The sequence below is a fragment of the Nitrospira sp. genome (assembly GCA_024998565.1).
Lineage (GTDB): Bacteria > Nitrospirota > Nitrospiria > Nitrospirales > Nitrospiraceae > Nitrospira_A.
Genome location: JACOEM010000002.1, coordinates 26,205 through 50,457, shown reverse-complemented (window position 1 = coordinate 50,457; position 24,253 = coordinate 26,205). Strand labels below are relative to the sequence as shown.

Sequence of the window (24,253 nt, the reverse complement as noted above, 5' to 3'; positions counted from 1 at the left end):
ATTCCGCTCCATCGAGCCAACCGCTTCGGGGACCCCATTCACCGGCTGACCGGGACTCCCCCGACCGGATGGGCCTCACTCCACGCCCTCAGCCGGATCGGTCGAGCACCTCGCAGAGCCGGGCCATCGTACAGTAAGATGATCCGTGACGCCTGGAACCGCTGAGGGCGACGAATCCTTCTCCCTCAGGATGCCTCTAATCGAATACAGCAGGCCTGGGGGGTATCTTGCTGCGCCCCGTGTTGCGCCTGACCAGGGAAGGGACTTGTGTACCTCAACCAGAGACTTACCTCATGATGATCCATACATGTTCGCCCGTTCGCACGCCGCAGCCGTTCATCCCACTGACCTATTGTCTCATTGGATTTCTCCTCCTGCCCGTCACGCTGACACACGCCTCCGGGGCCATGGCGAACGACCAGGGGCCCCACTCGGAAAGCCAGGTCGCCCAACGCGCGAAAGCCGCGTGGGAGCAGGGGACGACAGACCTGGCTCTCGGCATTCTGGACCAAGGCATTCATGAGAACCCGCAAGCGTTCGCGCTGCACCAACTCCGTGGCGACATGCTGGCCACCTCACGTCACACCGAAGCGGCCCTTCAGTCCTATGAAACCGTCCTGGCGAGTATTCCCAAAGCTTTGGACGTGCGTTGGGCGAAGTGGAGTGTGCTGGTGCGGTCCGGGCAGGTGGAAGAAGCGGTCACTGAATTGCAGCGCATTGCCGCCATCGATCCTCAAAACCCCTTGATCCATTTGCGACTGGCGCGTGAGCTCCGGAAACTCGACCGGCTGGAGGAGTCCCTGAAGTCCTATCAGCAGGCGGTGGCGCTGGGACCCGACATGCTCAACTGGCGATTGGCCATGGCACGCGCGCGCTTTGATGTTTTGGATTACGAAGGCGCGGATCGCGAGGTGCAATCTGTGTTGCAACAGGTCTCTCCCGGTTCCCCGCTGGAGCTGTCCGCCAAGAATCTACTGACCGTGTTTTACGGATCGACGGAGCGAGGCCGCCGCTTTACACCCATGATGAGCCCGGACGCAAACCCGAAACAACTCAAAGACTGGTCGATGATTCGTCACGACGCCTACGCGCTCTTCGAGGCCGGGCGCTATCAGGAAGCCGAACCCATGTATCGGCAACTCCTGCTTCTCAATCCGATGGACCCCCTCGCCAAGCAGCACCTCGGACTGATCTTCATGAACCTGGGCCGGTGCAAAGAGGCGATCAGCATCATCCCGAAAATGGAGGGCCTCGATCCCCTCGATGAAGACTATGCGGCGACCGTCTATCGCCTGGGTCAATGCCTGGTGGATCTGGGAAAATGGGAAGACGCGTACATTCAATTCAAGATCCTCTACGACACGACCGTGGCATTTGAACAGTCGACGAGGGAGGTCGAACTTCCGATCGGAACCAGACTGCTGGATAAAAATAAGCTGCTGCGATGGTTGGACAAGATCCGTCCGCATGTCCCCGAACTGGCCAAGGAAATCGAAACGGAGGACGCCGCCCCGGGCACACCGGCGGCACCGGTCGTGCCCCCGGAAGCAGAACTCGCCGCGAAGGCCATGGAGAACCTGAAGCCGCAGAACACTCTGGATACGGCGGCCTCCCTGGTCGGGCGGGATGCCGATTTTGCCTGGTTTCGATTCGTCATCCCCGCCAAGAAAGTTATGCGGGACGATTCGCCTACCGGCGCCCACGACTTCATTCCCCTGGACCCCGGGATCAGCTTTCCCGCTACTCAGCCGGACATTTACCTGGTGTTCGGATTGGTGACGGCGTCGTACGATGAAATTCCACTCGCAGCGCGCTGTTTCAAAGAGCGCGCGGAACTGACCGGCGCGCAGCCCGCGGTGGCACAGGATCAGCTCATCATGTCCACCAACGACCAATCCGGCTACTTCGTCCTGTCCCGTCCCTCCACCGGCTGGACGACGGGACTTTACCGATGCGGGTTATTCGCAGGGGAGCAAACCTCGGCTTACACCCAGGTAGATGAAGTGCGATTCCGTATCGTTGAATCGACGAAGCCGTCGTAACGGAGTCTGCGCGGGCTAGAGCACATCGCCGATCGCGTATGACGGGTAACGGGAACGCACAACCCACACCGAACAAGAAGCCTTACAGAAGGCAATGTGTGACGAGGTACCGTCCGGTGAAGGTTTCATCGGGCTGCAGTCGCTTCAACCCCCACTCGGGATGATTGAAGGCATCGGTTGCGCAGGTCATCGGCTCAATCGCCAGCGCGTGGCGCGGCGCATCAACGATCGCATCGCCGGTGTAGGCTACGATCGCGGAAAACGAACGATCCATCACTACCTCGATCCTGCGGCCACTCCCCTGGTGCTGCAGTGTGGCCGTCGCCATCCCATCCGTATCACGCTCCAACCCGACATAGCAGTGATTGAAGCGGAGCTTGCCGACCCGGCGACCCTCGCGAAAATCCCACTTGGTACCCTTCACATCCAGAACCTTGCCGGTCGGCGCGAGCCGGTCATTGAACTCAAGGTACCCGGAAGCAGGGATCCGGACGTCCGCTTCATCCACCAGCGCAGTCCCGACCGTGAAATAGGGATGAAAACCCACGCCAACCGGCGCAGCTTCACGCCCTACATTGTGTACGACGAACGAGCAGGCCAATCCCTGCCTGTCTAACCGATACACAACACGAACGGCGAGCGAGAACGGATAGCCTCTGGAGGCATAGTTGGCAGCTTCCAGCTGGACCTCAAACGCGACGCTCTCCGAATCGGCCTGCTGCGTGCTCCACGGCAGGGTCCGGACAAATCCATGGATCGCGTTCGGACCTTCTTTGTCGTTCCGTTCAAGCTGCAACGGCTGCCCATCAAAGGAGTAGCGCCCCTCCGCCACGCGCCCGGGAAAGGGAATGAGGACATCTCCCTGTCCGCCTTTTTTGTGCGCGCCGCCTGCATAGCCCCAGACAATGTCGGTTTCGCTGCCGTCGCTTTCACGCAGGTAGTACCGGCGTAACGCCGCCCCCCAGGGTGAGACCAGCGCACGCTGATTCCCGCAGGCGAGCGCAATTTCTGTATCCGGTGTCGTTTCATTCGTCATGATGCCCTACGTCACAGCCGATGGGGCGAGATCGAATCCCTCGCCCCTTTCTCACAGATCCTTGCCCATCAGATATTCAAACCGCTTCCGGAAGTCATCTACGGCCAGACCGGCCGTGGTGGCCAAACGGACGAGCCCCTGAGGCTGATTGAAATCATCCGGAGCCAATCGAATCATGTACCGCCTTGCAATGACGTACGACTCAGATTCCACATCCACCATACGCACCCTGGTACGGCCGGTCGCCGGGTCCAGAATGTCGCCGAACGGAATGGGAATGAAGCGGCCGTTTTGAATCGACACCATGGCGGCATTCCCGCCATCCAGGAGAAACTGGGCCGCGCAATAACCGAGATCGCGGGTATATTCCATATCGAACGAAATGGGATCGGCGCAGCGAAGCTCATACCCGATGTTCTTCTCGACGATGGTGGTCTTAATGCCGAAAGAACGCAGTTCCTTCTCCACCGCCCGCTTGAGCACGAAGCCGAAGTTGATCTCCGCCAGCCGCACATGTCCGTGCTGGTCCCGCTCCACATCCTGCAGCCCCTCGAGATCTTGTTGAGCGAGGCTTTCCACGAGGCCTTCAGCCAGGACCGCCACGCCGTCTGATCGTCCGGCATTGAGCCGCTTAATAAACGCGCCGACCAGGACATCGACCAGCGTTTTCAGACGAAGAGGTTTCTGTCGAAACTCCTCAGGAATCACCGTCAACGTGGCACCGGCCGCCTTCCCGATCCCGAGTGCCAGATGCCCGGCCTTGCGCCCCATCGTCACCACGAAATACCAGCGTGAAGTCGTCTCCGCATCCACCATCAAACTCTTCACGAGTTCAACGCCGATGTGACGCGCCGTCTGGAATCCGAACGTCGGAATGCCGTGCGGCAGGTCCAGATCGTTATCGATGGTCTTCGGCACATGCACGACCTGGAGGCGACCGGCGGCCCGCTGTTCCAACTTCAGCGCGGAGAACGCGGTATCGTCACCTCCGATCGTGATCAATCGAGTCACGCCGAGTGCGTTCAGACTCGTCAGGCAGGCATCAAGATGCTCGATTTTCTGAGTGGGGTTCGCGCGCGCCGTGCCGAGGCAGGAGCCGCCGCTGAAGTGAATCCGGCTGATATCTTCGATCGACAGGCGCTTCACCTTGCTGGTCTGGCCATCCATGATCCATTTGAAGCCGTCTTGAATGCCGATCACGTCGCACCCGCCAAGGATGCTTCGAATCGTCGCGGCCCCGATGACACTATTAATGCCGGGTGCCGGACCACCACCCACCAGAATCGCCACCACCGGTCGTTGCTTAATGGTTCCCATCTGCGCTGGATCTCCTCTAAGCCGTGGAAGGGTTGCCTTGCCCCTACTCAATCGCTCGTCAGCTCACACCATTCTGAAACGTCTCGTGCCAGGACCCTACACGGAGACGGAGAACGCGTCAAGAACCGGGACACGCCCCGACTGAGCGACAGAACAATCGATGGGGTTTGAGAGCCGGCGACGAGGATTCAAGCACAGAGCGGCGGGAGCACAGCCGGCTTCAAGCCGGCTGCCCCGCCGCTCTGGTGAAGAGAGAACGTTTAGGGGGTCTTACTTGCAGGGGCGTCCGCGGCATCGCCCTTTTCGACCTTGAGGACATTCACATCGAAGGTGAGCGTCTTTCCAGCCAATGGATGGTTGAGATCGATCAACACCTTCTTGTCATTCACTTCGAGGACCTTCACCAGCCGGTTATCCGACGCCTGCAAAATGTCTCCGACCTTGACGTCCTTGGGAAGCTTCTCTTTGTCCACGCTCTGGCGTAGCTTGTTGTTGTAGGGACCGTAGGCGTCCTGCGCCGCCACCTCGATGCGCCGTTTCTGTCCGGCCTTCATGCCATCGAGAGCCTTTTCCAGGCCTGGGACGATTTCATGCGCCCCCTGCACAAAGACAATCGGCTCCTGCCCGACATTCGAATCGGCGACGGACTTGTCTGGAAGCGTCAGAATGTACTCCAACGACACTTTCACCCCGTCGGCAATGGCAAGATCGCTTTGGGCATGGGCTACTTCGCCAAGGAATTGACCACCGACGGCCAGGAGCATGCCCAGCAACAGACTCCGTCCAACTTTCATCGACACATCCTCCTAATCATGCCGGTCCGGCAATCCCTGCCGAGCCATGCGGTTCTTCAACTGTTGCCCCGGCGCGGCGCGGCGGGACGATCCGCACGCCAACCTCGACGGCCCTGCCCGCCTCTCGCATCCTGAGGCATGGAGTTTTGGCGATCTCCGGCACGGCGCGGTCGGGCATCACGCCCCCGCCCATCATGCCTGGCCTGGCCGTTCGACTCAGGCTCATGCGCAGGAGGCGGCAATACCGCCAGTGCAGGCAGCGTCAGGCGCTTCGTTTGGATTCGCAAACGGCGCACCATCGCCAGGTATTCATGCTCTTCTTGCGGAGAAAGAATCAAGAGCGTCGCGCCGGATCGTTCCGCCCGACCCGTTCGGCCGGTGCGATGCACATACGACGTCGGGTTCCCGGGCAGCTCGTAGTGAATGACCTGCGAGACGGACGGCACATCCAAGCCGCGAGCGGCGACATCGGTCGCAACCAGTGTGCGCAACCGACCCGACCGGAACGCCGTGAGGGTTCGTTCCCGCTGGGCCTGCGAATGATTTCCGGTGATGGCCCCGACCGAGGCCGGCTCGCCGCCCAGACGGGCAGCTAATCGCTTCACCTTGTACTTCTGATCGCAAAACACCATCGACTGATCGCCGGACTCCGGAGATTGGAGCAGCGTGTGAATCAACTGCACTCGGGAAGATTCACTCGGCACCACGTAGTACGCGTGCGTGATCGTGGTGGGCGTATTCACCCCGGGATCCACCGCAGTCCGAGCGGGATTCTTCAACATCGATTCCGCTAGAGTCAAAATCTCCGGCGAAAAGGTCGCAGAAAACAGCATGGTCTGCCGTTGGCTGGGAAGCAATTGCAGAATACGCTGAATGTCGCGCAGGAATCCGCGGTCCAGCATTTGATCCGCTTCATCCATGACCACATATTCGATGCCGCGCAAGTCCAGATGGCGGGTCCCCGCCACGTCCAACAAACGCCCCGGCGTTCCAATCACGATCATCGGCGGTTGGCGCAATGCACGGTAGTGCCGTTCGATGGGGACACCGCCGTACACAGCCAGCGACGTGACTGACGGCGGCGCATACTTGCGCAATTCCATTTCAATTTGAAGGGCCAGCTCACGGGTCGGCGCGAGCACGAGTGCCCGCGGCGATCTGGCGGATCCGGCATGCGACGCGGGGGCATGACCGGCAGGCTTCCAGCCTTCCTTGACGGCCCGTTCGATCAAGGGAATGAGAAAGGCCAGCGTTTTCCCGCTGCCGGTCTTGGCCTGGGCCAGTAGATCGCGCCCCTCTAGCGCGAGCGGAATCGCCGCGCTCTGAATGGGAGTCGGCGCGGTAAACCCAGCCTGTTGTAAACGGTCAGCGAGAAACGATGTAAGAGACAATTCGGCAAACGACACCATGCAACGACACTCCTAAATCTCTATCTTGGGAAAACAGGGGCAGATAAGCTGATGGCCCTGCAGACCAGAGAGAGGACAACACGGTAAGAAAAACGCAGGGGCTACCCTGTCGGCAGCCCCTGAATAGGTATAGCGAAACGAGCGCAGCTTAGTGCCGGCCCCCGCCCATTCCACGTCCTCCGCCACCACCGGAGCGGGGCTCCTGCGGGCGGGCTTCATTCACAGTCAACGTGCGGCCCCCGAACTGTGTCCCGTTCAACGCGTTGATCGCCGCCTGCGCCTCGGAATCTCCCGACATTTCGACGAAGCCGAAACCCCGTGACTGGCCGGTGAACTTGTCCGTAATGATGCGCGCCGACGTCACCGCCCCGTGCACCGCAAACAGGTCACTCAGCTGTTGCTCGGTGGTTGAATATGGCAAGCCGCCAACGTAGATCTTCGAACCCATTGGGTTCCTCCTTTGAGAATAAAATGGTGTTGTCTGGGACTCGAGAAAGAAACGAGGAAGGAATGGGGCGAAGATGCAAACACAGCGGCAATCTTAGCTCTGGCTTCCGAAATTCCCGGGAAGAACCCAAAACAACATCGAATGCGAGCCCTGTAATTCTACTTCTACTTCACCGCCAAGGCCCTTCGCAATGAAGCACCTTCACTGTATCCTACCGAAATAGGAAAGGCAAGCGTGAAATCGTCTCCGGTCGAACCGGACCACCGGCACCAGGCCTAGTAGGCAGCCGGAGCCGACAAGGGACGGCTGGAATACAGTGGCGAGGCATTGAAATTATCGAATCGCGCAGACGCCTGCCCTCTCACCAAAATCCCCACCTGTCCGACGCCAAGTGTTTGATCCTCAACAGAAAGCGCCAGGCTCCCGTCGAAGAAGGTTTCCACGAAATCTTTGCTGATGATGGTGTTCCGTTGAACCCGAAGCGTATGCCACTCAACCGGCTTCGACTTAATCGCCGCCCGGCCCAAAATCGACTCTTTGCCTTCGATCACCCGCACCACCTCTATAGACTTCTGGGAGATATCCACGACCGTCGCATAATAATTCTTCGGGTCTTTCAGGCCGAATACCACTCCGATCTGCCCGGACGCGGCCTCGGCTCCCTGGCGAATCCGGACGACCAGCTCAGGATATTCATACTGAAATCCTTGCGCGACCAACAACTCGACACAGGCGGGACAAGAAGACGCCCCCAGCACCACATTGGGCGAGGAAGGCGCCGCCGATTGCGGCTCCACTTTCCACTCCCCGCCTGGTTGATCGCCCGAAGCCACGGCGAGAAATCCCTTTGGAACCCCTCCCGCCTGATCCGTATCGAACGTCCAGTTGTTGAAGAGCTGGGGACTCGCCTGTTGCCGCAAATGCTCCGCCTTTTCCGTAGACGTTTCCTTCGGCACCGCCAACACCGATTCCACCCCGCTCACCGACATCATGGTCAGCACCATGACACCGACATATCTCCTGATAGTCCTGAAATGCGCCACAGGAAGCGACTCACTATCACGTGGGGTCTGTATCTGCCTTATCAGCTCGTTTCCATATTGCACGGGAGCACTCCTCCTTCGAGCGGATCTTATGATTTCGACTGGGTCTGCTTGATCCGGATGATGTCCTGCTGAAATCGATCGCGTTCAGCCAGGATCTTTTTTCGTCGCCAGCCGCGCAACGTCCACCACTTTATCTTATCCATGAAGGTCACCACGGGGGGAGGCACGCTCCCGACAGGCCCGTGCTGAAATTCATAGCCTTGATGTGTGCCTTGATTCTCGCGAAACCGTCCGTACTGATGGTCGTACAGACCTTTGCCCTGCTCTGCCATAGGTCCTACCCTTCGCCTCGCTCGTCGATCTGTGCCCGGCGCCCTGCAGCGTATCAGCTCCTGAAAGAAAGGGGTCCGACGCTCACCTGATGGCCGATAGTACATTGAGCCCTCGGCTCTCTGCAATGGGATCGACCGGGTATGCTATAGTGCTGCCCGTTCGCAAGACACCGCTCGTACCCCAGGTGATGAGGCACCGGATGGACCTATCCCATCAGCCGCCGCGACGATGGAGCGATACCCTGGCAGGCATGATCTGGCTGCCCCGGTTGATCGACAAGGTGCGCGCGTTTCAGGCCGACACGCTTGGAACCTATGCTTATCCTTCCGCACTGGACCAATCCTTCATGCGACACCTCCGGTTCACGCCCGCCCATATCGAGCCGCTGGTTCGTGAGATGACCTCTGATGAGGCGATTGCCGCAGGCATTCGTCAGCACATTCCGCTCAGCGATGAGGAAATCCGGACACGCTGCGCAGCATTTCAAGAAAAATATTGGTGGGCATTCGCAGTTCTGGATCGAGACGATGGCTATGTCCGCGGCCTGGGGTATCCGATTCCGCGTTTTCTGCAGCCACCGCTCTGGCGATGGTATCAACGCTGGTCGGCACAAAAGGCCTCTGCCGCGTCTATCTGATGTTCTGCGATCGCTCCATACCATTGGCGCCTTGCCGGCGGGAGACCAGGGCCACTGAATCGTCATACATTGCTCGACTTCCGTTTCACCTGCTGTTCATCCTGTGCATGACCCTGGCTGCCGGCCGGGGTCTCGCCGCAGAGACGGACTCCTCGTCCACAGCGCTCACACGGGCATTGAGCCTGATTTCCAGTGAGCGCATGCTGGCGGATATTCGCACGTTGAGCGGACCGGCATTCAACGGACGCCAGACCGGAACACCTGACGACCTCGCTTCCGCGGAGTTTGTGCAACAGCGATTCCTGGAGCTACAACAGCATCGCTCACCGGGGGCCGAATCTCCCGGCGCGCCCGCTCGAAGTCCCATACACACCCAGATTCAGTCCGCTTCCGTCCACACAACGAAGATCGACGATGATTCACTGCTCCAGATCGGAGGGATTGCTGAGCGTCAACCTGCCGTGGTCGGCACCGACTATCTCCCGATCCTCGATTCCCCTTCAGTAGAGTTGGAGGCCTCGATTGTGTTCGTCGGATACGGGATCTCCGATCCGGCCGGCGGACTCGATGACTATGCCGGGATCGATGTCCGGAACAAAGTGGTGCTGTTTCTCCGGGGAAAACCTGAACGGTATGCCAAGCAGGTGTCCCACACCGACAAAGCGCACATGGCCCACGCGCACGGCGCCATCGGCTACCTGACTGCCACAGGGCCGATCCTCAACGCGTACGAAACCCGTCGTGGCGTCACAGGCCGTCCGAGTGCCTTCTACGGGCTTACGGACCCTCAACGGACGATTCCCGGCGCATGGATCAGCACCGCCCTCGCCTCAGCCATCCTTGGTGCAGAGCAGCCCGGCGAGGACAACCGGTTGCGGGGCTTGCAGCAGCAACTCAATGACACCATGACCCCGCAATCCATGACCATCGACATCTCGATTCGAATGCGGTGGCACAGTACGCAAGAAAACGGCACGCTTCAGAACGTCATTGCGCTCCTTCCCGGACAGGATGCCGCGCATCAGCACGACGCCATCCTGATCGGAGCCCACCGCGATCATTTTGGAAAACAAAGCGGGTTACTCTTCGCCGGAGCCGATGACAACGCATCGGGCACCGCCGTGATCCTGGAAGTCGCCCGGGTGCTGACCTCAATGCCCGTCGGTCCGAAGCGCTCGGTTCTATTCGTATCGTTCAGCGGAGAAGAGCAGGGTTTGCTGGGATCGAAACTGTACGTGAGTCAACCCATGATGCCGCTGACCGCTACCGCGGCCATGATCAATGTGGATCATGCGGCAGTCGGAAACGGACGGCTGACGATCGGGGTGACCGGTTTAGAAAAACCTGCGGCGCAGCAGGTTGGGGAACGAGCCGGACTTGCGGACCGTCTCGATCTGTTCGGTTTTTTCCCGGGGGGAGACCATGTGCCGTTTAAGGAAGCGGGCGTTCCCACCGTAACCGTGGTGAGCGGCGGAATTCATCCGCACTTCCATCAGTCGACCGACACGGCGGATACCGCCAATGCGGATATTCTCTCAGCGGCCGCGCGCTACGTACTCGCCATAGCCTGGCAACTTGCCGACGCGCCCTAACACTGTGTCGGCCGGTCGTGCTGCACCCAACCGGATGTTGTCGAGCCGGCGCTCACACCGCGGCTGACCGTTTAAGCAGGCGCCGCTACTTCACCGAGACCACTTCGACCTTGCCGGCACGACGGATCACCGTAATGCCCACATCCAGATCATGGCGCCGCAAGAGAAGATCTACCGAGGCGGTGCCCACCTTCAGATTCTTGATCTGCATCTTGTCGATGAACTCCGGGAGGATCGGATGGTTGAATACCACCTTCTGCTCCGACGCGATAATCGATAAGCCCAAACAGGCCTGGAGCACCATGAAGGCCGACCCCGCAGCCCATGCTTGAGGGTTGCAGGCGACCGGATACCGCGTCAGGCCCTGGCCCGGTCTGCGTACGAATCCGCAGAAAAGTTCCGGCAAGCGGTGAAAGTCGAGCACGAGACTGACCTCGAACATGCCGGTCATGATTTTTTCCACACCGGACTTGAGGCCGTACCGGGCAAGACCGACCGCAATCATGGCGTTGTCGTGCGGCCAGATCGATCCGTTATGGTAGGACATCGGATTATACCGGCGCTCCGAATCGGCAAGAGTCCGCACACCCCATCCGCTGAACAGCTCATCCGACATGAGCGTCTCCGCCACACGCCTGGCATGCTCATCGCTTGCAATCCCCGTATAGAGACAGTGGCCGGCGTTGGATGTCTTCACCTGACAGGGCCGTTTGTGGCCATCCAGGGCAAGCGCATAGGTTGACGATTCCTCGCACCAGAATGCCTCTTCGAAACGTTCCTTGAGCGACCGCGCCTGCCGACGAAGCTGACTGGCACGATCGATATAGCCCAGCGCATCTGCCAGCTTCGACGCCTGCACTTTGGCGTCGTACACATACCCTTGCACTTCACACAGGGCGATCGGTCCTTCAGCCAGCGAACCGTCCTCATGCGAAATCGAATCATGGGAATCTTTCCAGCCCTGATTGTCCAGACCGGTGGGTGATTTCCGTACATACTCCACAAACCCGTCGCGGTCGGGATCACCGAAGGTATCCATCCAGGTCAACGCCGCTTCGAGGTTGGCCCAGATCGACTGGATAAACGCCAGATCGGCCGTCCGTTCGTAATAGGCGCCGGCCAGCATCACAAACAGCGGCGTGGAATCGACACTGCCGTAGTAGAGACCGAAGGGAATCTCGTTCAGCGCCGCCATCTCACCTTTGCGGGTCTCGTGGAGGATCTTCCCCGGCTCGGCATCCTGAGCGGGGTTCACCTCTTTGGCCTGCGTCGATGCCAGATAGGCCAGGACGCCGCGGGCCAATTCCGGCCTGATCCACAGACATTCGAGCGCCGTGATAACCCCGTCCCGTCCGAATGGCGTGCTGAACCAAGGCACCCCGGCATAGGGGTAGGGACCCTCATTCGTGTCGGTAACCATCATGCGAACATCCAACACCGAGCGATTCCACCATTCATTGAATTGGGCGTTGGAGGTCTGAATGGTGCAATCTTCGGTCTGCTCCGCACCGAAGGCCAGCCCCGCTTCGGCCATTGCGGCATCGTACGCCAACAGCGGCCGATGGCTGTCCCCCACATCGCAGGCCACCATCACCGCCACTGCCGTTTCCCCCTTCGGGTCGAGCTCGATATCGAAGGTGGCTTGTGAGGCCGTGATCTCCAGCGGCTCCGGAGCAAACTGAATCCGCGCCTCCCGGGTTACCTCATCGAGGCCTTCGTACCTCAACACCAGCAGATCCTTCCGCAACACGTTCGGCAGCATCCGCCCCTTCCGCTCACGCTTTTTCCCACGTACCTCGAAGATATCCGCAAAGTCGGCCTCAAACCGGATCGACAACGTCATCTTCACGGGGGACAGACTGTAGTTGGACAGTCGGAAGCGTTCGTAACTCACCCCGTTCCAGAGGAAGCGCGACCGGAAGACGTGTACACTCCCGCGCGGAATTGCGATGCGGCCGTCCCGATACAAGTCCGGATTCGTCAGATCCACGGCCAGCAAGGCATTGTCCTCCTTGACCGTTGAGCTGAGCAGCATCGGCCGGTCATTATTGAGAAACACTTCCTGGCGCGACAAAAACCGAGTCCCCTGGTGAAAGACGCCCTGAGTTCCACGGCCCACCGGCTGGATGTCCCCATACCGATCGTAGACGCCGAACGTTTCTCCGTGCTTGAGCACGCGCGTGCGATCGTCCGCCATCGATGAACTGGCCAGGATATAGAACTGATCATTGACACTGATAATTTCTTCCACGTCTTCCTCCCCTGCTCCCGGAATCACCGACGCGACGAGTCCGGAGCGACCTCACGACGCGCTCGTCCCGTTTTTTCGCCGACTCACGCTGCTCGTCGTCCGACTCCCCTTCCGGAGAGGGCCGGTCCGCTCGACCATCCGTTGAATGCTATTAATGACTCGTAGGCTGCGTGACCATGACCACAGACTGCGGCTCCTCCGCAGATGGAACGGTCGCCTCAGCCCAATGGGTCTGTACCCAGCGCGCCACCCGCATCGAGACCAGCGCCGACAGGAATAGCCCCACACCGATCCCGAACACACTGGGACGCTCGCCGAATTCCTGCGTCACCCAGCCGAAAATCGTCATGCCGGCAATCGCGGAGGTCATCGCACCCAGGTTGTAAATCGCCAGCACCCGTCCCAGGAGCGAGGCCGGGGCAATTTCCTGCAATACGCCCCAGGCCACCGGTGTGAGCGTCCCGGCCCCCATTCCGATGATGACCATGAGTGCCGCCGCGATCAAGCGATTCGACGTTACAATTAAACCGAGCAGCGCAAGACCGCTGATAAAGCTGGAGAGCGCCATCAACTGAATCCGTTTGGGCAGGGACCAGGCCGACAACGACACGAGGCCCAGTGACACCAGCAACAACCCGATGCCGAATGCCGACCAGAGGTACCCGACCTCGATAGGCCCGAGGTCCAGCAACTTCTTACCGAACACCGGAAAGAGCGTGCTGAAGGCGCTCGTGGCGAAGGTATACATGGAGGCCGCTCCGATGAGCATCAAAATGACCCGTTGACGATGGAGCACATAGTGGAAGCCATCGAGTACATCGCTGAAGGTTCCCGCCAGGGAGCCGCCGCCGGCCGGCTGGGATTCGGCCCGGGGAAAACGAATGAACGCAAAACAAGCGGCGGAAATGACATAGCTGACCGCATTCACACAGAGGACTTCCTGAGAACTCATGGTCGCGATCCCGACGCCGCTCAGCGCCGGCCCGACGATGATCCCGATGCTGGTCGTCGTCTGCAACAGGGCATTGGCGGCGGTGAATTCGTGGCGGGAGACCAGCGACGGAATAGCGGCGGTCAATGCCGGCCCAAACACCGCGGAGGCGACCGCATGGACGAACACCATGAGATACAGCCGCTCGATACTGAACGAGTCGACCGGCAACAAACAAGGCAGCACGCCCAGCACCAGCGCGCGAATCAGGTCGCTGCTGATCAGCAAGAGTTTCTTGGGAACACGATCGACGACGACACCGATGAAAGGACCGAACAGAATGGGCGGCAGGGTCTGCAACAGCCCGATCATGGTGGTCTTGAGAGGAGAGCCTGTAATGGAGTAGACGAACCAGAGCAACGCGAGCTTCGACACACCATCGCCGACTTGCGAGACCATCTGGCCCCACCAGACGAGCGTGAAGTCGCGCGTCAGCAGATGCGGCGACCACTTCACGTTGGGGCGTCCCGTTCCTCCTCCGTTCACGTGCCGTGGTTCCATAGTGTCAGCAGACTGCGTGTCGGACCTCCTGTCCCCCTGTCGTCACGACCCGTTCCTATTCTCCGGCCACCAAACGCACGGCATCGGTATTCACGGCGCGTACGCCCGGAACCTGTCGGGCGGCTTGCGCCGCTTCGAGGACGATGATCTGAAACCGCGTCGCCCCGTTCAGGGTGACGATGCCGTCCTCAGTTTTCACATCGAACTTGACCGATTGCAAGGTTTTGCTCTTCTCGAACCGTTCTTTCACCAACTGCGTGATGATTTTGTCGCGTTCCGCGAAGAGCCCATGGGCCGCATCCTGTTCAACTTTGAGTCGATTCTCGACGGCGTGCACGCCGTCGAGACACCGCACGATGTCCGTCGCCACGCGCCTATCCGATTCCTGCGACACCTTTCCGAGCAGGACGAGATCCTTGTCTTTGGCATCGACCTCGATGTCATAGGGAAACAGGTGCGGATCCGCCATGAGCGCCAGCTTCGCGGTCACCATGGACGAACGTATCGGCTTCTTACCTTCCGGCTCCGGCGCCTTGGGGCGTTCTCCTGCGCCGGGCTCCCCCGGCGGTGCCTGTGTCTCTGCCGCCGGTTTCACCTCTGTCGCATGAGGCACCGTTGGACAGGGATGTTCAGCCGCCGCGTCAGGCTCTTTTGCTTTAGACTCCGGCTCCTTGGGTTTCGCCTCCGCCTCTTTGACCTTGTGTTCGGATTCCTTAGCCTTCGCCGCCGGCTCCTTCACTTTCGGCTCCGGCTCCTTGGCCTTGGTCTCCGCTTCCTTTACCTTCGGCTCCGGCTCCTTGGGTTTCGCCTCCGCCTCTTTGGGCTTTTCAGGAGGCTTGGTATCTGTTTCCTTGGGTTTCGAGTCAGGCTCCTTCGCTTTCGGTTCCGGCTCCTTCGGCTTGGCATCGGGATCCTTCGGTCGTTGCACCGGCGGGGTTTCGGACTTTCCCTCAGGCGTCGATTCCGCCACAGCAGTCCCATTCACATACCCCACCCCCGACGCCGCTAGCAGCGCCAGGATACCTGTCACGTAGACGGTTCGAATCACCCGCATAGGCGTGTGCCCCTCATGTATTGAATAAAACCGAGACTGCGAAGCCGATCCCCGAGAGCTCGTCATCACCATCGTCTCGGAAAACGAAACATCCCCGGAAGCAAAGACATACGCGACGGAAGAGCAGAAAGCAACACCGGCAATGCCCCGCTATACAGTCAACACAAGGGCAAGAGAAAACCGGCAAGCACCGGTTGGATGACTTGCAGGCCGACAACAAACGGATGTGAAGGGAGTATTACGCAACAGCCGGACTCACCACGTGGCCACGGCGGCTTACCTGCACCGTGACCATCGCAGTGAGCAAGAGGAGCAATCCGATCCCGATAAGGCTGACGGCCGGTCCCAACGCGTCGGCGGCCCATCCGAACCCGGCCATCCCGACCATGGCGGAGGCCATCCCGCCGACGCTGAACGTGGTGAACACACGTCCCAGCAAATGTTCCGGGGTGACTTCCTGGAGCATCGCCCATACGACCGGATAGAAAAGAGACGTACTTCCGCCGATGATGACGATCAGCAAGAACGTGCTGAACAGCACTGGAGTTTGAATCAATCCCAAGGCACAGACCGCAATACCGCCGATAGCCAACGAACGACCGATCTTGCCGATGCGATCCTGGAAGGTCCCCTGGGGCGTCCGCGCCAGCCAAATGGAGGCTGCCAGCATTCCGATACCTAAAGCCGACCACAACCAGCCCAGTTCCATGGGACCGACTTGTAACAGCTCCTTCGCTACTACCGGGAGGAGGAATACGAAGGCGCTGATCGCGAGGTTGTAGAGCACGGCGGTAATCATCAACGCGAATACCACCCGATGCTGGAGGAACACGAAGCGGAATCCGACCATCATGTCCTGCATGACGGGGGTCGCCAACACATCGAGCCCCTTCACCGTCCGGCTATCCCGCACGCGAATCGGCAGGAGGAAGAGCGCGGACACCAGAAAGGTCGCAGCATCCACATAGAGCACATTCTGAGCGCCGATCAACGCGATGCCCAATCCACTCATGGCCGGCCCCAGCAACACACCGATGTTGGTGGTGCTCTGAAGGAACGCATTCGCGGTCGTCAATTGCGACCGCTGAACGATCAGCGGGACCGCAGACGACAGCGCGGGTCCGAACACCGTTGAGACGATGGAAATGAGGAAGACCAACACATACAACCGCTCGAGCGTCAGCATGTCGAACGTATAGAAGAGCGGTATCAGGAGCACCATCAATGTGCGTAACAGATCGACGACGATCATCACAGTCTTCTTGGGAAGGTAATCGAGGTAGACGCCGATCAGAGGACCGAAGACCAAGGGGGGAATCGTTTGCAACAACCCGATGGCGGTCATCTTGAGCGCCGACCCGGTCATTTCATAGACGAACCAGAGGAGCGCCACCTTGTTCAAACCGTCGCCGATCTGAGAGACGACCTGGCCGGCCCAGAGACAGCCGAAATCACGGGTTCCCAATAGCCGCCACCCGTTCACATTCGACTCAGGGGTAGATTGCAACTCAGCTGCCATGCTTGTCCTTCCGCGAAATTGATGTCGCGCTGACTAGAGGTTCGAAGCGTGCTGCTGCCCGGATTTCCCAGGGAGCGCAGCGGCATCAGTGATTAACTGCTGGTAGATCTTCACGTAGTCGTTCGTCATCCGCTGGGCGGTGAATCGCTCATCGAACACCTGCCGGCATCGGTTACGATCGATCGTGCTGAGCTTGTCGACCTGGCTCACCATTTCATCGAGATTTTCGCTGATGAAGCCGGTGACACCGTGGCCGATAATTTCCGGGATGGATCCCCGCCGGTAGGCGAGAACCGGCGTGCCGCAGGCAAGACTTTCAATCAACACGAGGCCGAAGGGCTCCGGCCAGTCGTACGGGCAGATCAGGCCGATGGCATTCCCGATAAAATCACTCTTCTCCGCATCGGTGATCTCTCCCACAAACTCGATCAAGGGATGGTCGAGGAGGGGCTCGACGACGCGCTCGAAATAGGCCCGGTCGGCCGGGTCGACTTTGGCTGCCATCTTCATGGGGATCCCGACCCGCTTGGCCAGTTCGATCGCTTGATCCGGACACTTTTCCGGCGAGACCCGTCCCAGAAACGCCAAGTACTTGCCCGGTTCAGGATGGAATTTATAGAGATCGTGCGGCAGGCCATGATAGACGGTGTTTTGCCAATTGCACCAGGGCAGCGGCCGACGCTGCGAATCAGAAATGGACACCAGCGGCAGCTCCGCAAAGTCACGGAAGACCGGCACGAGTTCGGGCAAATCGAGCCGGCCATGGAGCGTCGTGACGACGGGCACACGACATCGGCGAGAGAGAGAAAATGCCAGAAAGTCGAGATGGGAGTGGATCAGGTCGAACTGATCGGCGGACGCGAAGACCTGCTCCATCATCTGAATGAGCGGCGCTTCGCGATTGAAGATCCCGGTGTTCAAACGCAAGGCCTGCTGGCAGGGCGCCTCCAATTTTGCCTTTGTCACTGAATCACCGCTGGCGAACAATGTCACCTGATGCCCCTGACGGACAAGTTCTTCCGTCAGGTAGGAGACGATGCGTTCCGTGCCTCCGTACAACTTCGGAGGGACGCTCTCCCACAGCGGCGATACCTGGGCAATCCTCATAAGGACAATCTCCTTTAGTCTTGAACGGGTCAGCGGCCGGTGCCGGAAACGGCGTCGAATATTACACCACGCCCGCCACCATCTGCCGCATTCTTTCTGTTCTGCCTATCCGATTCAATTGACATCTTTGACACGGGCTGATTGTTTTTGTCGTCTTGATGCCGATGGAGTGAATGCTCGCGATGACCGGAGGGCAAAGCAAGCGTTGTACCGCCACGTGCCCCAGGAGTGAGGCTCACGCAAACCAACATTCAAAACGATTATTAATCAATAACTTAGCATAACCCGTGCAACATTTCACCTGGACATCGATGGATTTGTGGGCTGTGGATTCTGTTGATAATTCAGCTCCCGACCCGAATCGGCTGTGACAGGCTTGCGTCGACCAACCAAACCGCCACAGAGATTTCCCGTCTCGCGCTCAGAAAATGTCCTCCGTCCGGTTCCCTCCCCTTCGACGAAACCTCGCGCACGCAGCCATTACGACAGACTCGTAGCGCTTCAAATAAGAAGACCTTCGTTCAGGGAAATATTGCGTATCGGCGAGACCATACTTCGCAGGGTCCATCCACCGACGCGGGCCGGGGTGATCCAACATGCTGCTCAGCCCGGACTATTCATGAGTGCCGTCGCGAGGCATCCGGAACGGAAGCCCGCCAAGGCTGCTCGCATGTAAGGCCGACGCAGGCGTACTTGCTGTTTGATGAGGAGGCCGAACGAGAATAACCTCACCGCGCGACAGGATCGGACGCCGGAGCAGGTAGTCATGACTAGTCTTGGTCAGGGAATGATGTCGTCGAGCAGACCCGACTGAACGGGAGAAAGCGGCCCCGCCTCGCGCGGGACGGGAGGAAAGACCACGGGCGACCCAGCTTGATTCGCACCCTGAATCAGCCCCACCGAGAGTTGCGGACCGAGTGTCATCAGGGCGCCGCTCCAGGCCTGCCCGGTCGCCGGATTGCGGAAGTTATACGATTCGAAGTTATTCCCGAAGTTATATATGTACCCTTGCGTCCCCTGGTTATCGATATAGAGGTTTCCCGGCCCCACCAGACCGAACAGCGGCGCGACCCCTCCTCCCAAACCTCGCACGCTCGAGACGGATTGCGCCGCTGCCGGGGAAGTCAGCAGCAGTATCGTCAGACCAGCCACCGACACGCTCCTCAGCATGGACACCGACTTCTGTTTATGGTACCACGCCAGCATCATTTTGAATTCAGTATGGCTCAACGCAGACCTCGCATCAAGGAGTTTGTTATGACGAATGCAATCCTCCGGGGGTGCCTTTTCATCGGGAGCGCAGCGGCGCTCCTCCTCTGGACGGCGCCCGATTCCTTCGGCCTGGAAGTGAACAAGCCGGTCCCGACGGAACGTCGGGAGGCCATGTCGCTCGCCGACGCCGTCCTGAAGGCCTTGCAGAACAATCTCGATATCAGCATCGGTCGCCAAACGAGAGAGAGTCGCCTGGCCGACATCGTGATCGAGCAGGCGAAGTTCGATCCGACCGTCAGTTTGAACGGGCAATACAACCGTCAGGTCTCACCGCTCAACCGGCCGATCCTGGGATTCACCGGGGCCAACCTGCAGGAGATCACCAAATTCGACCAGAACTCCCACTCGCTCACCGCCGACATCACACAGAATCTCCCGACCGGCGCCAACTACGATTTGAACTACAGTCCCCAACGCAGCTACGTGAGCGGCCCCAACACCTTCCTCTTCAACCCGGCCTGGACCGGCGGACTCGCCTTGACGGTCACCCAGCCGTTGTTGAAGAACTTCGGAACCGACATCAACAAGACGTTCATCTCGATCGCGCAGAACAATGCCACGGTCGAACAACATGTCTTTCTCGACCGTGTGCTCACCGTCATCGCCAGCGTCGAACAGACGTTTTGGGAGATGGTGTTCGCGAATGAGAATCTCAAAGTCGCGCAAGCGGCGCTTAAGGCGGCGGAAGAACTGCTGGCCAGCAACCGCGCCAAGGCCAAGGCCGGGGTCATGTCGATCGTCGACGTGCTACAAGCCGAAGCCGCCGTCGCCTCGCGGGTCGAGCAAATCCTCGTCGCGGAAAAATCGATTCGCGATCAAGAGGACCAGTTGCGCCGCCTCTTGAACCCCGCCGAGGAGGAACTCCGGCAGGACTTGCGCCTGATCCCGACCGATCCGCCTGTCACCTCTCTGGAGGCCATCAGCTTGCAAGAAGCCATCGATATCGCCATGGAGCGCCGGCCCGAGGTGTTACAGGCCGGAAAGAATGTGGAGAGCAGCGATCTGAATGTGAAGTTCGCCAAGAACCAGCTCCTCCCGACCCTGTCAGTACAGGGCACGATGGGACTGTCGGGGCTCGGCGCAGACTACGGCGACGCCACGCGGCGGAACTTGGGTGGTGACTTTTACAATTATGGTGCCGGCCTTGTCCTCAGTTACCCCATCGGAAACCGGTCGGCCTACAGCACCTACAACAAACGGCAATTGGAATCCCGTAACGCCCAGTCGTCGCTGCAGAGCGTCCGTCAGCAGGTGATCGTCGGCGTCCGGGAAGCGGTCCGTCGCGTCCACACCGATTTCAAGCGCATCGAAACCACCCGGTCGGCCCGTATCATGGCCGAAAAACAATTACAGGCCGAACAGGAGCGGTTGAAGGTCGGCCTCAGCACGACACGCTTCGTACTCGACTTTCAGCGCGATCTGGCCACCGCCCAAGGCAACGAGCTTCGGGCGGTCCTGGATTACAACAAGTCCCTGTCGAACCTGGCCCGCAACAAAGCCACCACCCTTGAGCGATACAGTCTGCGGCTCGACTAACCTGTCCATGATCAAGCCTGACGACGCGTCCTCGACTCATGCGACTCAGGCCGGCGAACGGGGAGCAGCCCTCGTGCTGCTCCCCCTGACCGCCACCATCCTGTTTTACAGCTCACCGACCACACTCCAACAACACAGCCTCGTTCAGTTTCTCCCCCAGGCCTGTGCCTATGCCGCCTTCATCGCCTGGAGCACGATCAATGGATCCGTCACCCGTCGAGTCGGGCTTGTTCGCCGGCTCGTCCCGCAAGGACTCCGTTGGGGCCTGCTCACAGGCCTGACACTCGGCCTGACCAATGTGCTGGTCATCCTCTACCTCGTTCCCATTCTTGGAGGAGACTACCGATTTCTCGCCGATACCCCGCACGCCCACATTCCCCTGCCGATCATGGTGCCCTGGTTCATCCTGTTCATCGCCACGATGGTCGAGCTGAACTTTCGCGGTTTTCTCCTGGGACGGCTCCTCGCCCTGGGGCTCCCGCCTCCGATCGCCGTGCCGGTGAGTGCCCTGCTGTTTGCCTTCGATCCCTTTCTGGTGGCAACCTTTCAACACCTGCATTGGATTGCCGTCTGGGACGGCTTGGTCTGGGGTGTCTTATGGGTCATGCTCAAAAACCTCTACGCGCCGATCGTGGCGCACGCCGTCGAAGTCATCGTCTTGTATAGTGTCATGCGAGCGATATTGACCTAATACTGCCCTTACCGGGCGGCCGGAATAACCTAAAGTAACCGTTGCACTCACAATGTATTCACCACTCCTGACATAGCAATACGGCACTCCATGAACCCTTCCTTCTCAGGCCATCTCGTCAACGATGTCTTCGGCGATCCCGGCCTGTTCGTGGAAGTGCGTTGGTCCAAACGTGCCCTCCTCTTCGACCTCGGCCACAACGATGCGCTCGGGCCCACCCGCCTCCTGCGCACCGGCGACATCTTCATTTCGCACACGCACATGGACCACTTTATCGGCTTCGATGCGCTGCTTCGGGTCGCCCTCGGGCGCGGCAAGACTCTGCAGCTCTACGGGCCGCCCGGCCTCATCGCCAATGTTCAAGGAAAACTTCATGGCTACACCTGGAACCTCGTGGATGGGTATCCGCTCACTATCACCGTGCAGGAATTCCACGAGCAGACAATCCGGCGCGCCACCTTCCTCGCAACCGATGGATTCCAGCGCCACGACGCTCCGGAGGGAGCCCCCATCAATCGGCAAGCCGGCCATCGCTTTTCCGTGCTCGCCGATCCCATGTTCACCGTCGAGGCGGTGGCACTCAATCACCGCATTCCTTCCCTGGCCTACTCGCTACAAGAACAGTTTCATGTGAACGTCAACAAGGAGCGGCTGCACGAAGCCGGGCTACCAGTCGGCTATTGGCTGAAGGAAGTGAAGCAGTATCTCTGGCAGGACAAGCCGGACGACTTTCGATTTCAGGCCACGCTCTACCATGAACACCACAAGGAGGAGAGGGAATTTGTCCTGGGCGAGGTCCGCGAGCGATTCATCACCATCAGCCGCGGCCAGAAACTCGCCTACGTGGTGGACGCGCGATACGACGAAGAAAATGAAGCCAAGATCGTGGAGCTTGCGCAAGGCGCCGACATCTTTTACTGTGAGGCCCCCTACCTGGATCAGGATGCGGACAAGGCGAGGGATCGCTACCACCTCACCGCGCGCCAGGCCGGAGTCATGGCGAAGAAAGCCGGTGTGCGTGAGCTGGTCGTGTTCCACTTCTCCCCGCGCTACACGGGATTGGGCCACCGGATCGAGGCGGAAGCGCAACAGGCATTTCGAGGCAGCTGAAGGAGGCTACGGATGGGCGACTGGGCGAAGTACGGATTGTACTTCTTGTTGGGCGGAACGATCGTCAGTATCTCGACCTATCTCGGCTCGCAAGGCCGGTCGTTTCTCGCCGCCTTCGCCAGCACCTTTCCCGCGATGACCGGCGCGACGTTCATCCTCATCTATCTCAACGGCGGCAGCGAACACCTCGTGACCTACGCGAAGAACCTGCTCTGGTTCGTGCCGCCCTGGCTCGTCTATGTCGGCTGCATGATCTACGGCGTGGAGCGCGTCGGCTTCTGGCTCTCCATGGCCGGCTCCATGGTCCTCTACATGTGCTGCGTGGGGCTGGTAAAGCTGCTGGCGCGGTAGGCTCCGACACGTAAAGCGCGCCTTTTCGACATTTCATCCCTCCTGCCGTATACTGCGGCAGCCTATCGCAAGGCAGCCGAAATGGACATTCAACCGATCACGCGATTTCTGTCGGAGCAGATCCCCGATCTCCTGGCCATCTACCAATTTGGCTCACAGGCCCAGGGCACCGCGCGACCTGACAGCGACATCGACCTCGCGGTGCTGGCCATCACGCAGCTAACCGGTGAACGGCTCTTTCACTTGGCGCAGGAACTCGCCATACAGATTGGACGAAACGTGGACCTCCTCGATCTGCGGGGAACGACGACGGTCATGCGCGCACAGATTATAAGCACCGGCCGCTGCCTTGAAAGCCGTGACGAGCAGGCCCGCGCCGAATTCGAGATGTATGCCTACTCTGACTATGCGAGGCTCAACGAGGAACGGCGGGATCTACTGAAGGACATCAAAGAACGCGGGCTAATCTATGGCTGATGACGTGGTACTGAACAAGGCGGCACGTATCGAACGATGCCTGGCCCGCATCAGCGAAGAGTATGGCGGCATGCGTGAACACCTCTACGAGAATCAAACGAAACAGGATGCCATCGTCCTCAATCTTCAACGCGCATGCGAAACCGCGATCGATCTCGCCATGTATGTCGTGCGACGAAATGGGTTGGGGCTGCCGCAGGAAAGCAGGGATGCGTTCGCCTTGCTAGAGAAAGCTCAACTTCTTCCTGCCGAGTTAGCCGGCCGACTCCAGCGAATGGTCGGCTTCCGCAACGTCGCCGTGCATGAATACACGCGCCTCAACCTCGATATCGTTCACACGATTATCACCAAACATCTGGACGACTTCCGCCGGTTCTCCTCAACCATCGTCAAAGCTTGTGCATAGAGGGGGAACCGTACCGAACAAGCCGTCATCACCAACCACACCAATTTAACGCCCCAATCTCAGCTCACGATCCCTCTGTCAACGTATTCCACCTACTCAGAGGTGGAACCCCGGCAATCAATACATTCAGCGATCCAGCATGGAGATTCAGCCTACCCTCTTTCCTTCGAGGTCGAATCTGCCATAAGTCGGACTTGTCTCACCTGAAGTTTCAGAACCTTTCACTCCATTGCCCAAAAGTTGTAGCGCAGACGGTAGTCCACCAGTTGAGGCCAGAACGATAATTTCTGAATGGACCAGATCCATTAACCCCAGATGCCAGGGCTAGGAGAG

General features: G+C 59.4%; 22 protein-coding genes. 9 read left to right on the top strand and 13 right to left on the bottom strand.

The features are described 5' to 3' along the window. The first annotated feature begins 293 nt into the window (after positions 1-293). On the top strand, positions 294-2,042 hold the full coding sequence (locus H8K11_04010) for a tetratricopeptide repeat protein (GenBank protein MCS6262899.1): 1,749 nt from the start codon (positions 294-296) through the stop codon (positions 2,040-2,042). Between the two features lie 82 nt (positions 2,043-2,124). On the opposite strand, the gene H8K11_04005 is transcribed toward H8K11_04010, so the two are convergent. The 7 genes from H8K11_04005 to H8K11_03975 all read right to left on the bottom strand — a co-directional run bounded on the left by H8K11_04005 (position 2,125) and on the right by H8K11_03975 (position 8,424). Beyond that, on the bottom strand, positions 2,125-3,078 hold the full coding sequence (locus H8K11_04005) for a hypothetical protein (protein ID MCS6262898.1): 954 nt from the start codon (positions 3,076-3,078) through the stop codon (positions 2,125-2,127). Positions 3,079-3,129: 51 nt separating this feature from the next. Then, a complete protein-coding gene (locus H8K11_04000) occupies positions 3,130-4,395 on the bottom strand; it encodes a 6-phosphofructokinase (protein ID MCS6262897.1) in 1,266 nt (421 codons plus the stop codon). 260 nt (positions 4,396-4,655) lie between these two features. Beyond that, positions 4,656-5,189 (bottom strand): peptidylprolyl isomerase, encoded by a 534-nt coding sequence (locus H8K11_03995; protein MCS6262896.1) that lies wholly within the window; start codon positions 5,187-5,189, stop codon positions 4,656-4,658. Between the two features lie 56 nt (positions 5,190-5,245). Beyond that, the gene (locus H8K11_03990) at positions 5,246-6,598 is read right to left on the bottom strand and encodes a DEAD/DEAH box helicase (GenBank protein MCS6262895.1); all 1,353 of its coding nucleotides are present in this window, start codon (positions 6,596-6,598) and stop codon (positions 5,246-5,248) included. Between the two features lie 148 nt (positions 6,599-6,746). Beyond that, the gene (locus H8K11_03985; protein ID MCS6262894.1) at positions 6,747-7,046 is read right to left on the bottom strand and encodes an RNA-binding protein; all 300 of its coding nucleotides are present in this window, start codon (positions 7,044-7,046) and stop codon (positions 6,747-6,749) included. A 275-nt stretch (positions 7,047-7,321) separates the two neighbouring features. After that, positions 7,322-8,050: a hypothetical protein gene (locus tag H8K11_03980; protein MCS6262893.1), complete on the bottom strand. Its 729-nt coding sequence runs from the start codon at positions 8,048-8,050 to the stop codon at positions 7,322-7,324. A 128-nt stretch (positions 8,051-8,178) separates the two neighbouring features. Further along, on the bottom strand, positions 8,179-8,424 hold the full coding sequence (locus H8K11_03975; protein ID MCS6262892.1) for a hypothetical protein: 246 nt from the start codon (positions 8,422-8,424) through the stop codon (positions 8,179-8,181). Between the two features lie 200 nt (positions 8,425-8,624). On the opposite strand from H8K11_03975, the gene H8K11_03970 reads away from it, so the two are divergent. Together H8K11_03970 and H8K11_03965 are read left to right on the top strand one after the other, a co-directional pair. Next, positions 8,625-9,062, top strand: coding sequence for a DUF5069 domain-containing protein (locus H8K11_03970; GenBank protein ID MCS6262891.1), 438 nt, complete (start codon positions 8,625-8,627; stop codon positions 9,060-9,062). Continuing rightward, a complete protein-coding gene (locus H8K11_03965) occupies positions 9,014-10,654 on the top strand; it encodes a M28 family peptidase (protein MCS6262890.1) in 1,641 nt (546 codons plus the stop codon). Before H8K11_03970 ends, H8K11_03965 begins: the two co-directional genes overlap by 49 nt. 85 nt (positions 10,655-10,739) lie before the next feature. Here the strand turns inward: H8K11_03965 and H8K11_03960 are convergent, their stop codons facing one another. The 6 genes from H8K11_03960 to H8K11_03935 form a co-directional block, all read right to left on the bottom strand. After that, positions 10,740-12,905 carry an amylo-alpha-1,6-glucosidase gene (locus H8K11_03960; protein MCS6262889.1) on the bottom strand — a complete coding sequence of 722 codons (2,166 nt, stop codon included), beginning with the start codon at positions 12,903-12,905 and terminating at the stop codon, positions 10,740-10,742. A 151-nt stretch (positions 12,906-13,056) separates the two neighbouring features. Then, positions 13,057-14,397 (bottom strand): MFS transporter, encoded by a 1,341-nt coding sequence (locus tag H8K11_03955; protein ID MCS6262888.1) that lies wholly within the window; start codon positions 14,395-14,397, stop codon positions 13,057-13,059. A 55-nt stretch (positions 14,398-14,452) separates the two neighbouring features. Continuing rightward, a complete protein-coding gene (locus tag H8K11_03950; protein ID MCS6262887.1) occupies positions 14,453-15,451 on the bottom strand; it encodes a BON domain-containing protein in 999 nt (332 codons plus the stop codon). Positions 15,452-15,689: 238 nt separating this feature from the next. Continuing rightward, complete coding sequence (locus H8K11_03945) at positions 15,690-16,970, bottom strand: MFS transporter (GenBank protein MCS6262886.1); 1,281 nt, start codon at positions 16,968-16,970, stop codon at positions 15,690-15,692. A 33-nt stretch (positions 16,971-17,003) separates the two neighbouring features. After that, positions 17,004-18,077 carry a glycosyltransferase family 4 protein gene (locus tag H8K11_03940; protein MCS6262885.1) on the bottom strand — a complete coding sequence of 358 codons (1,074 nt, stop codon included), beginning with the start codon at positions 18,075-18,077 and terminating at the stop codon, positions 17,004-17,006. 780 nt (positions 18,078-18,857) lie between these two features. After that, positions 18,858-19,229: a hypothetical protein gene (locus H8K11_03935; protein MCS6262884.1), complete on the bottom strand. Its 372-nt coding sequence runs from the start codon at positions 19,227-19,229 to the stop codon at positions 18,858-18,860. A gap of 105 nt (positions 19,230-19,334) precedes the next feature. Here H8K11_03935 and H8K11_03930 point away from each other — a divergent pair, with 105 nt between their 5' ends. The 6 genes from H8K11_03930 (at position 19,335) to H8K11_03905 (ending at position 23,920) form a co-directional block, all read left to right on the top strand. Next, positions 19,335-20,885, top strand: coding sequence for a TolC family protein (locus H8K11_03930; GenBank protein ID MCS6262883.1), 1,551 nt, complete (start codon positions 19,335-19,337; stop codon positions 20,883-20,885). A 7-nt stretch (positions 20,886-20,892) separates the two neighbouring features. Further along, a complete protein-coding gene (locus H8K11_03925) occupies positions 20,893-21,576 on the top strand; it encodes a hypothetical protein (GenBank protein MCS6262882.1) in 684 nt (227 codons plus the stop codon). Positions 21,577-21,666: 90 nt separating this feature from the next. Next, positions 21,667-22,686 (top strand): ribonuclease Z, encoded by a 1,020-nt coding sequence (locus tag H8K11_03920; GenBank protein MCS6262881.1) that lies wholly within the window; start codon positions 21,667-21,669, stop codon positions 22,684-22,686. 12 nt (positions 22,687-22,698) lie between these two features. Beyond that, the gene (locus tag H8K11_03915) at positions 22,699-23,037 is read left to right on the top strand and encodes a DUF3147 domain-containing protein (GenBank protein ID MCS6262880.1); all 339 of its coding nucleotides are present in this window, start codon (positions 22,699-22,701) and stop codon (positions 23,035-23,037) included. Between the two features lie 81 nt (positions 23,038-23,118). Further along, positions 23,119-23,514 (top strand): nucleotidyltransferase domain-containing protein, encoded by a 396-nt coding sequence (locus H8K11_03910; GenBank protein ID MCS6262879.1) that lies wholly within the window; start codon positions 23,119-23,121, stop codon positions 23,512-23,514. Further along, on the top strand, positions 23,507-23,920 hold the full coding sequence (locus H8K11_03905; protein MCS6262878.1) for a DUF86 domain-containing protein: 414 nt from the start codon (positions 23,507-23,509) through the stop codon (positions 23,918-23,920). The genes H8K11_03910 and H8K11_03905 overlap by 8 nt, the downstream gene beginning before the upstream one ends. Positions 23,921-24,253: the final 333 nt, after the last annotated feature.

Bases quoted from the DNA above. Each gene is read 5' to 3' on its own strand.
- H8K11_04010 (MCS6262899.1), top strand. From the start codon at position 294: ATGATGATCCATACATGTTCGCCCGTTCGCACGCCGCAGCCGTTCATC.
- H8K11_04005 (MCS6262898.1), bottom strand. From the start codon at position 3,078: ATGACGAATGAAACGACACCGGATACAGAAATTGCGCTCGCCTGCGGG.
- H8K11_04000 (MCS6262897.1), bottom strand. From the start codon at position 4,395: ATGGGAACCATTAAGCAACGACCGGTGGTGGCGATTCTGGTGGGTGGT.
- H8K11_03995 (MCS6262896.1), bottom strand. From the start codon at position 5,189: ATGAAAGTTGGACGGAGTCTGTTGCTGGGCATGCTCCTGGCCGTCGGT.
- H8K11_03990 (MCS6262895.1), bottom strand. From the start codon at position 6,598: ATGGTGTCGTTTGCCGAATTGTCTCTTACATCGTTTCTCGCTGACCGT.
- H8K11_03985 (MCS6262894.1), bottom strand. From the start codon at position 7,046: ATGGGTTCGAAGATCTACGTTGGCGGCTTGCCATATTCAACCACCGAG.
- H8K11_03980 (MCS6262893.1), bottom strand. From the start codon at position 8,050: ATGGTGCTGACCATGATGTCGGTGAGCGGGGTGGAATCGGTGTTGGCG.
- H8K11_03975 (MCS6262892.1), bottom strand. From the start codon at position 8,424: ATGGCAGAGCAGGGCAAAGGTCTGTACGACCATCAGTACGGACGGTTT.
- H8K11_03970 (MCS6262891.1), top strand. From the start codon at position 8,625: ATGGACCTATCCCATCAGCCGCCGCGACGATGGAGCGATACCCTGGCA.
- H8K11_03965 (MCS6262890.1), top strand. From the start codon at position 9,014: ATGGTATCAACGCTGGTCGGCACAAAAGGCCTCTGCCGCGTCTATCTG.
- H8K11_03955 (MCS6262888.1), bottom strand. From the start codon at position 14,397: ATGGAACCACGGCACGTGAACGGAGGAGGAACGGGACGCCCCAACGTG.
- H8K11_03950 (MCS6262887.1), bottom strand. From the start codon at position 15,451: ATGCGGGTGATTCGAACCGTCTACGTGACAGGTATCCTGGCGCTGCTA.
- H8K11_03945 (MCS6262886.1), bottom strand. From the start codon at position 16,970: ATGGCAGCTGAGTTGCAATCTACCCCTGAGTCGAATGTGAACGGGTGG.
- H8K11_03940 (MCS6262885.1), bottom strand. From the start codon at position 18,077: ATGAGGATTGCCCAGGTATCGCCGCTGTGGGAGAGCGTCCCTCCGAAG.
- H8K11_03930 (MCS6262883.1), top strand. From the start codon at position 19,335: ATGACGAATGCAATCCTCCGGGGGTGCCTTTTCATCGGGAGCGCAGCG.
- H8K11_03925 (MCS6262882.1), top strand. From the start codon at position 20,893: ATGATCAAGCCTGACGACGCGTCCTCGACTCATGCGACTCAGGCCGGC.
- H8K11_03920 (MCS6262881.1), top strand. From the start codon at position 21,667: ATGAACCCTTCCTTCTCAGGCCATCTCGTCAACGATGTCTTCGGCGAT.
- H8K11_03915 (MCS6262880.1), top strand. From the start codon at position 22,699: ATGGGCGACTGGGCGAAGTACGGATTGTACTTCTTGTTGGGCGGAACG.
- H8K11_03910 (MCS6262879.1), top strand. From the start codon at position 23,119: ATGGACATTCAACCGATCACGCGATTTCTGTCGGAGCAGATCCCCGAT.
- H8K11_03905 (MCS6262878.1), top strand. From the start codon at position 23,507: ATGGCTGATGACGTGGTACTGAACAAGGCGGCACGTATCGAACGATGC.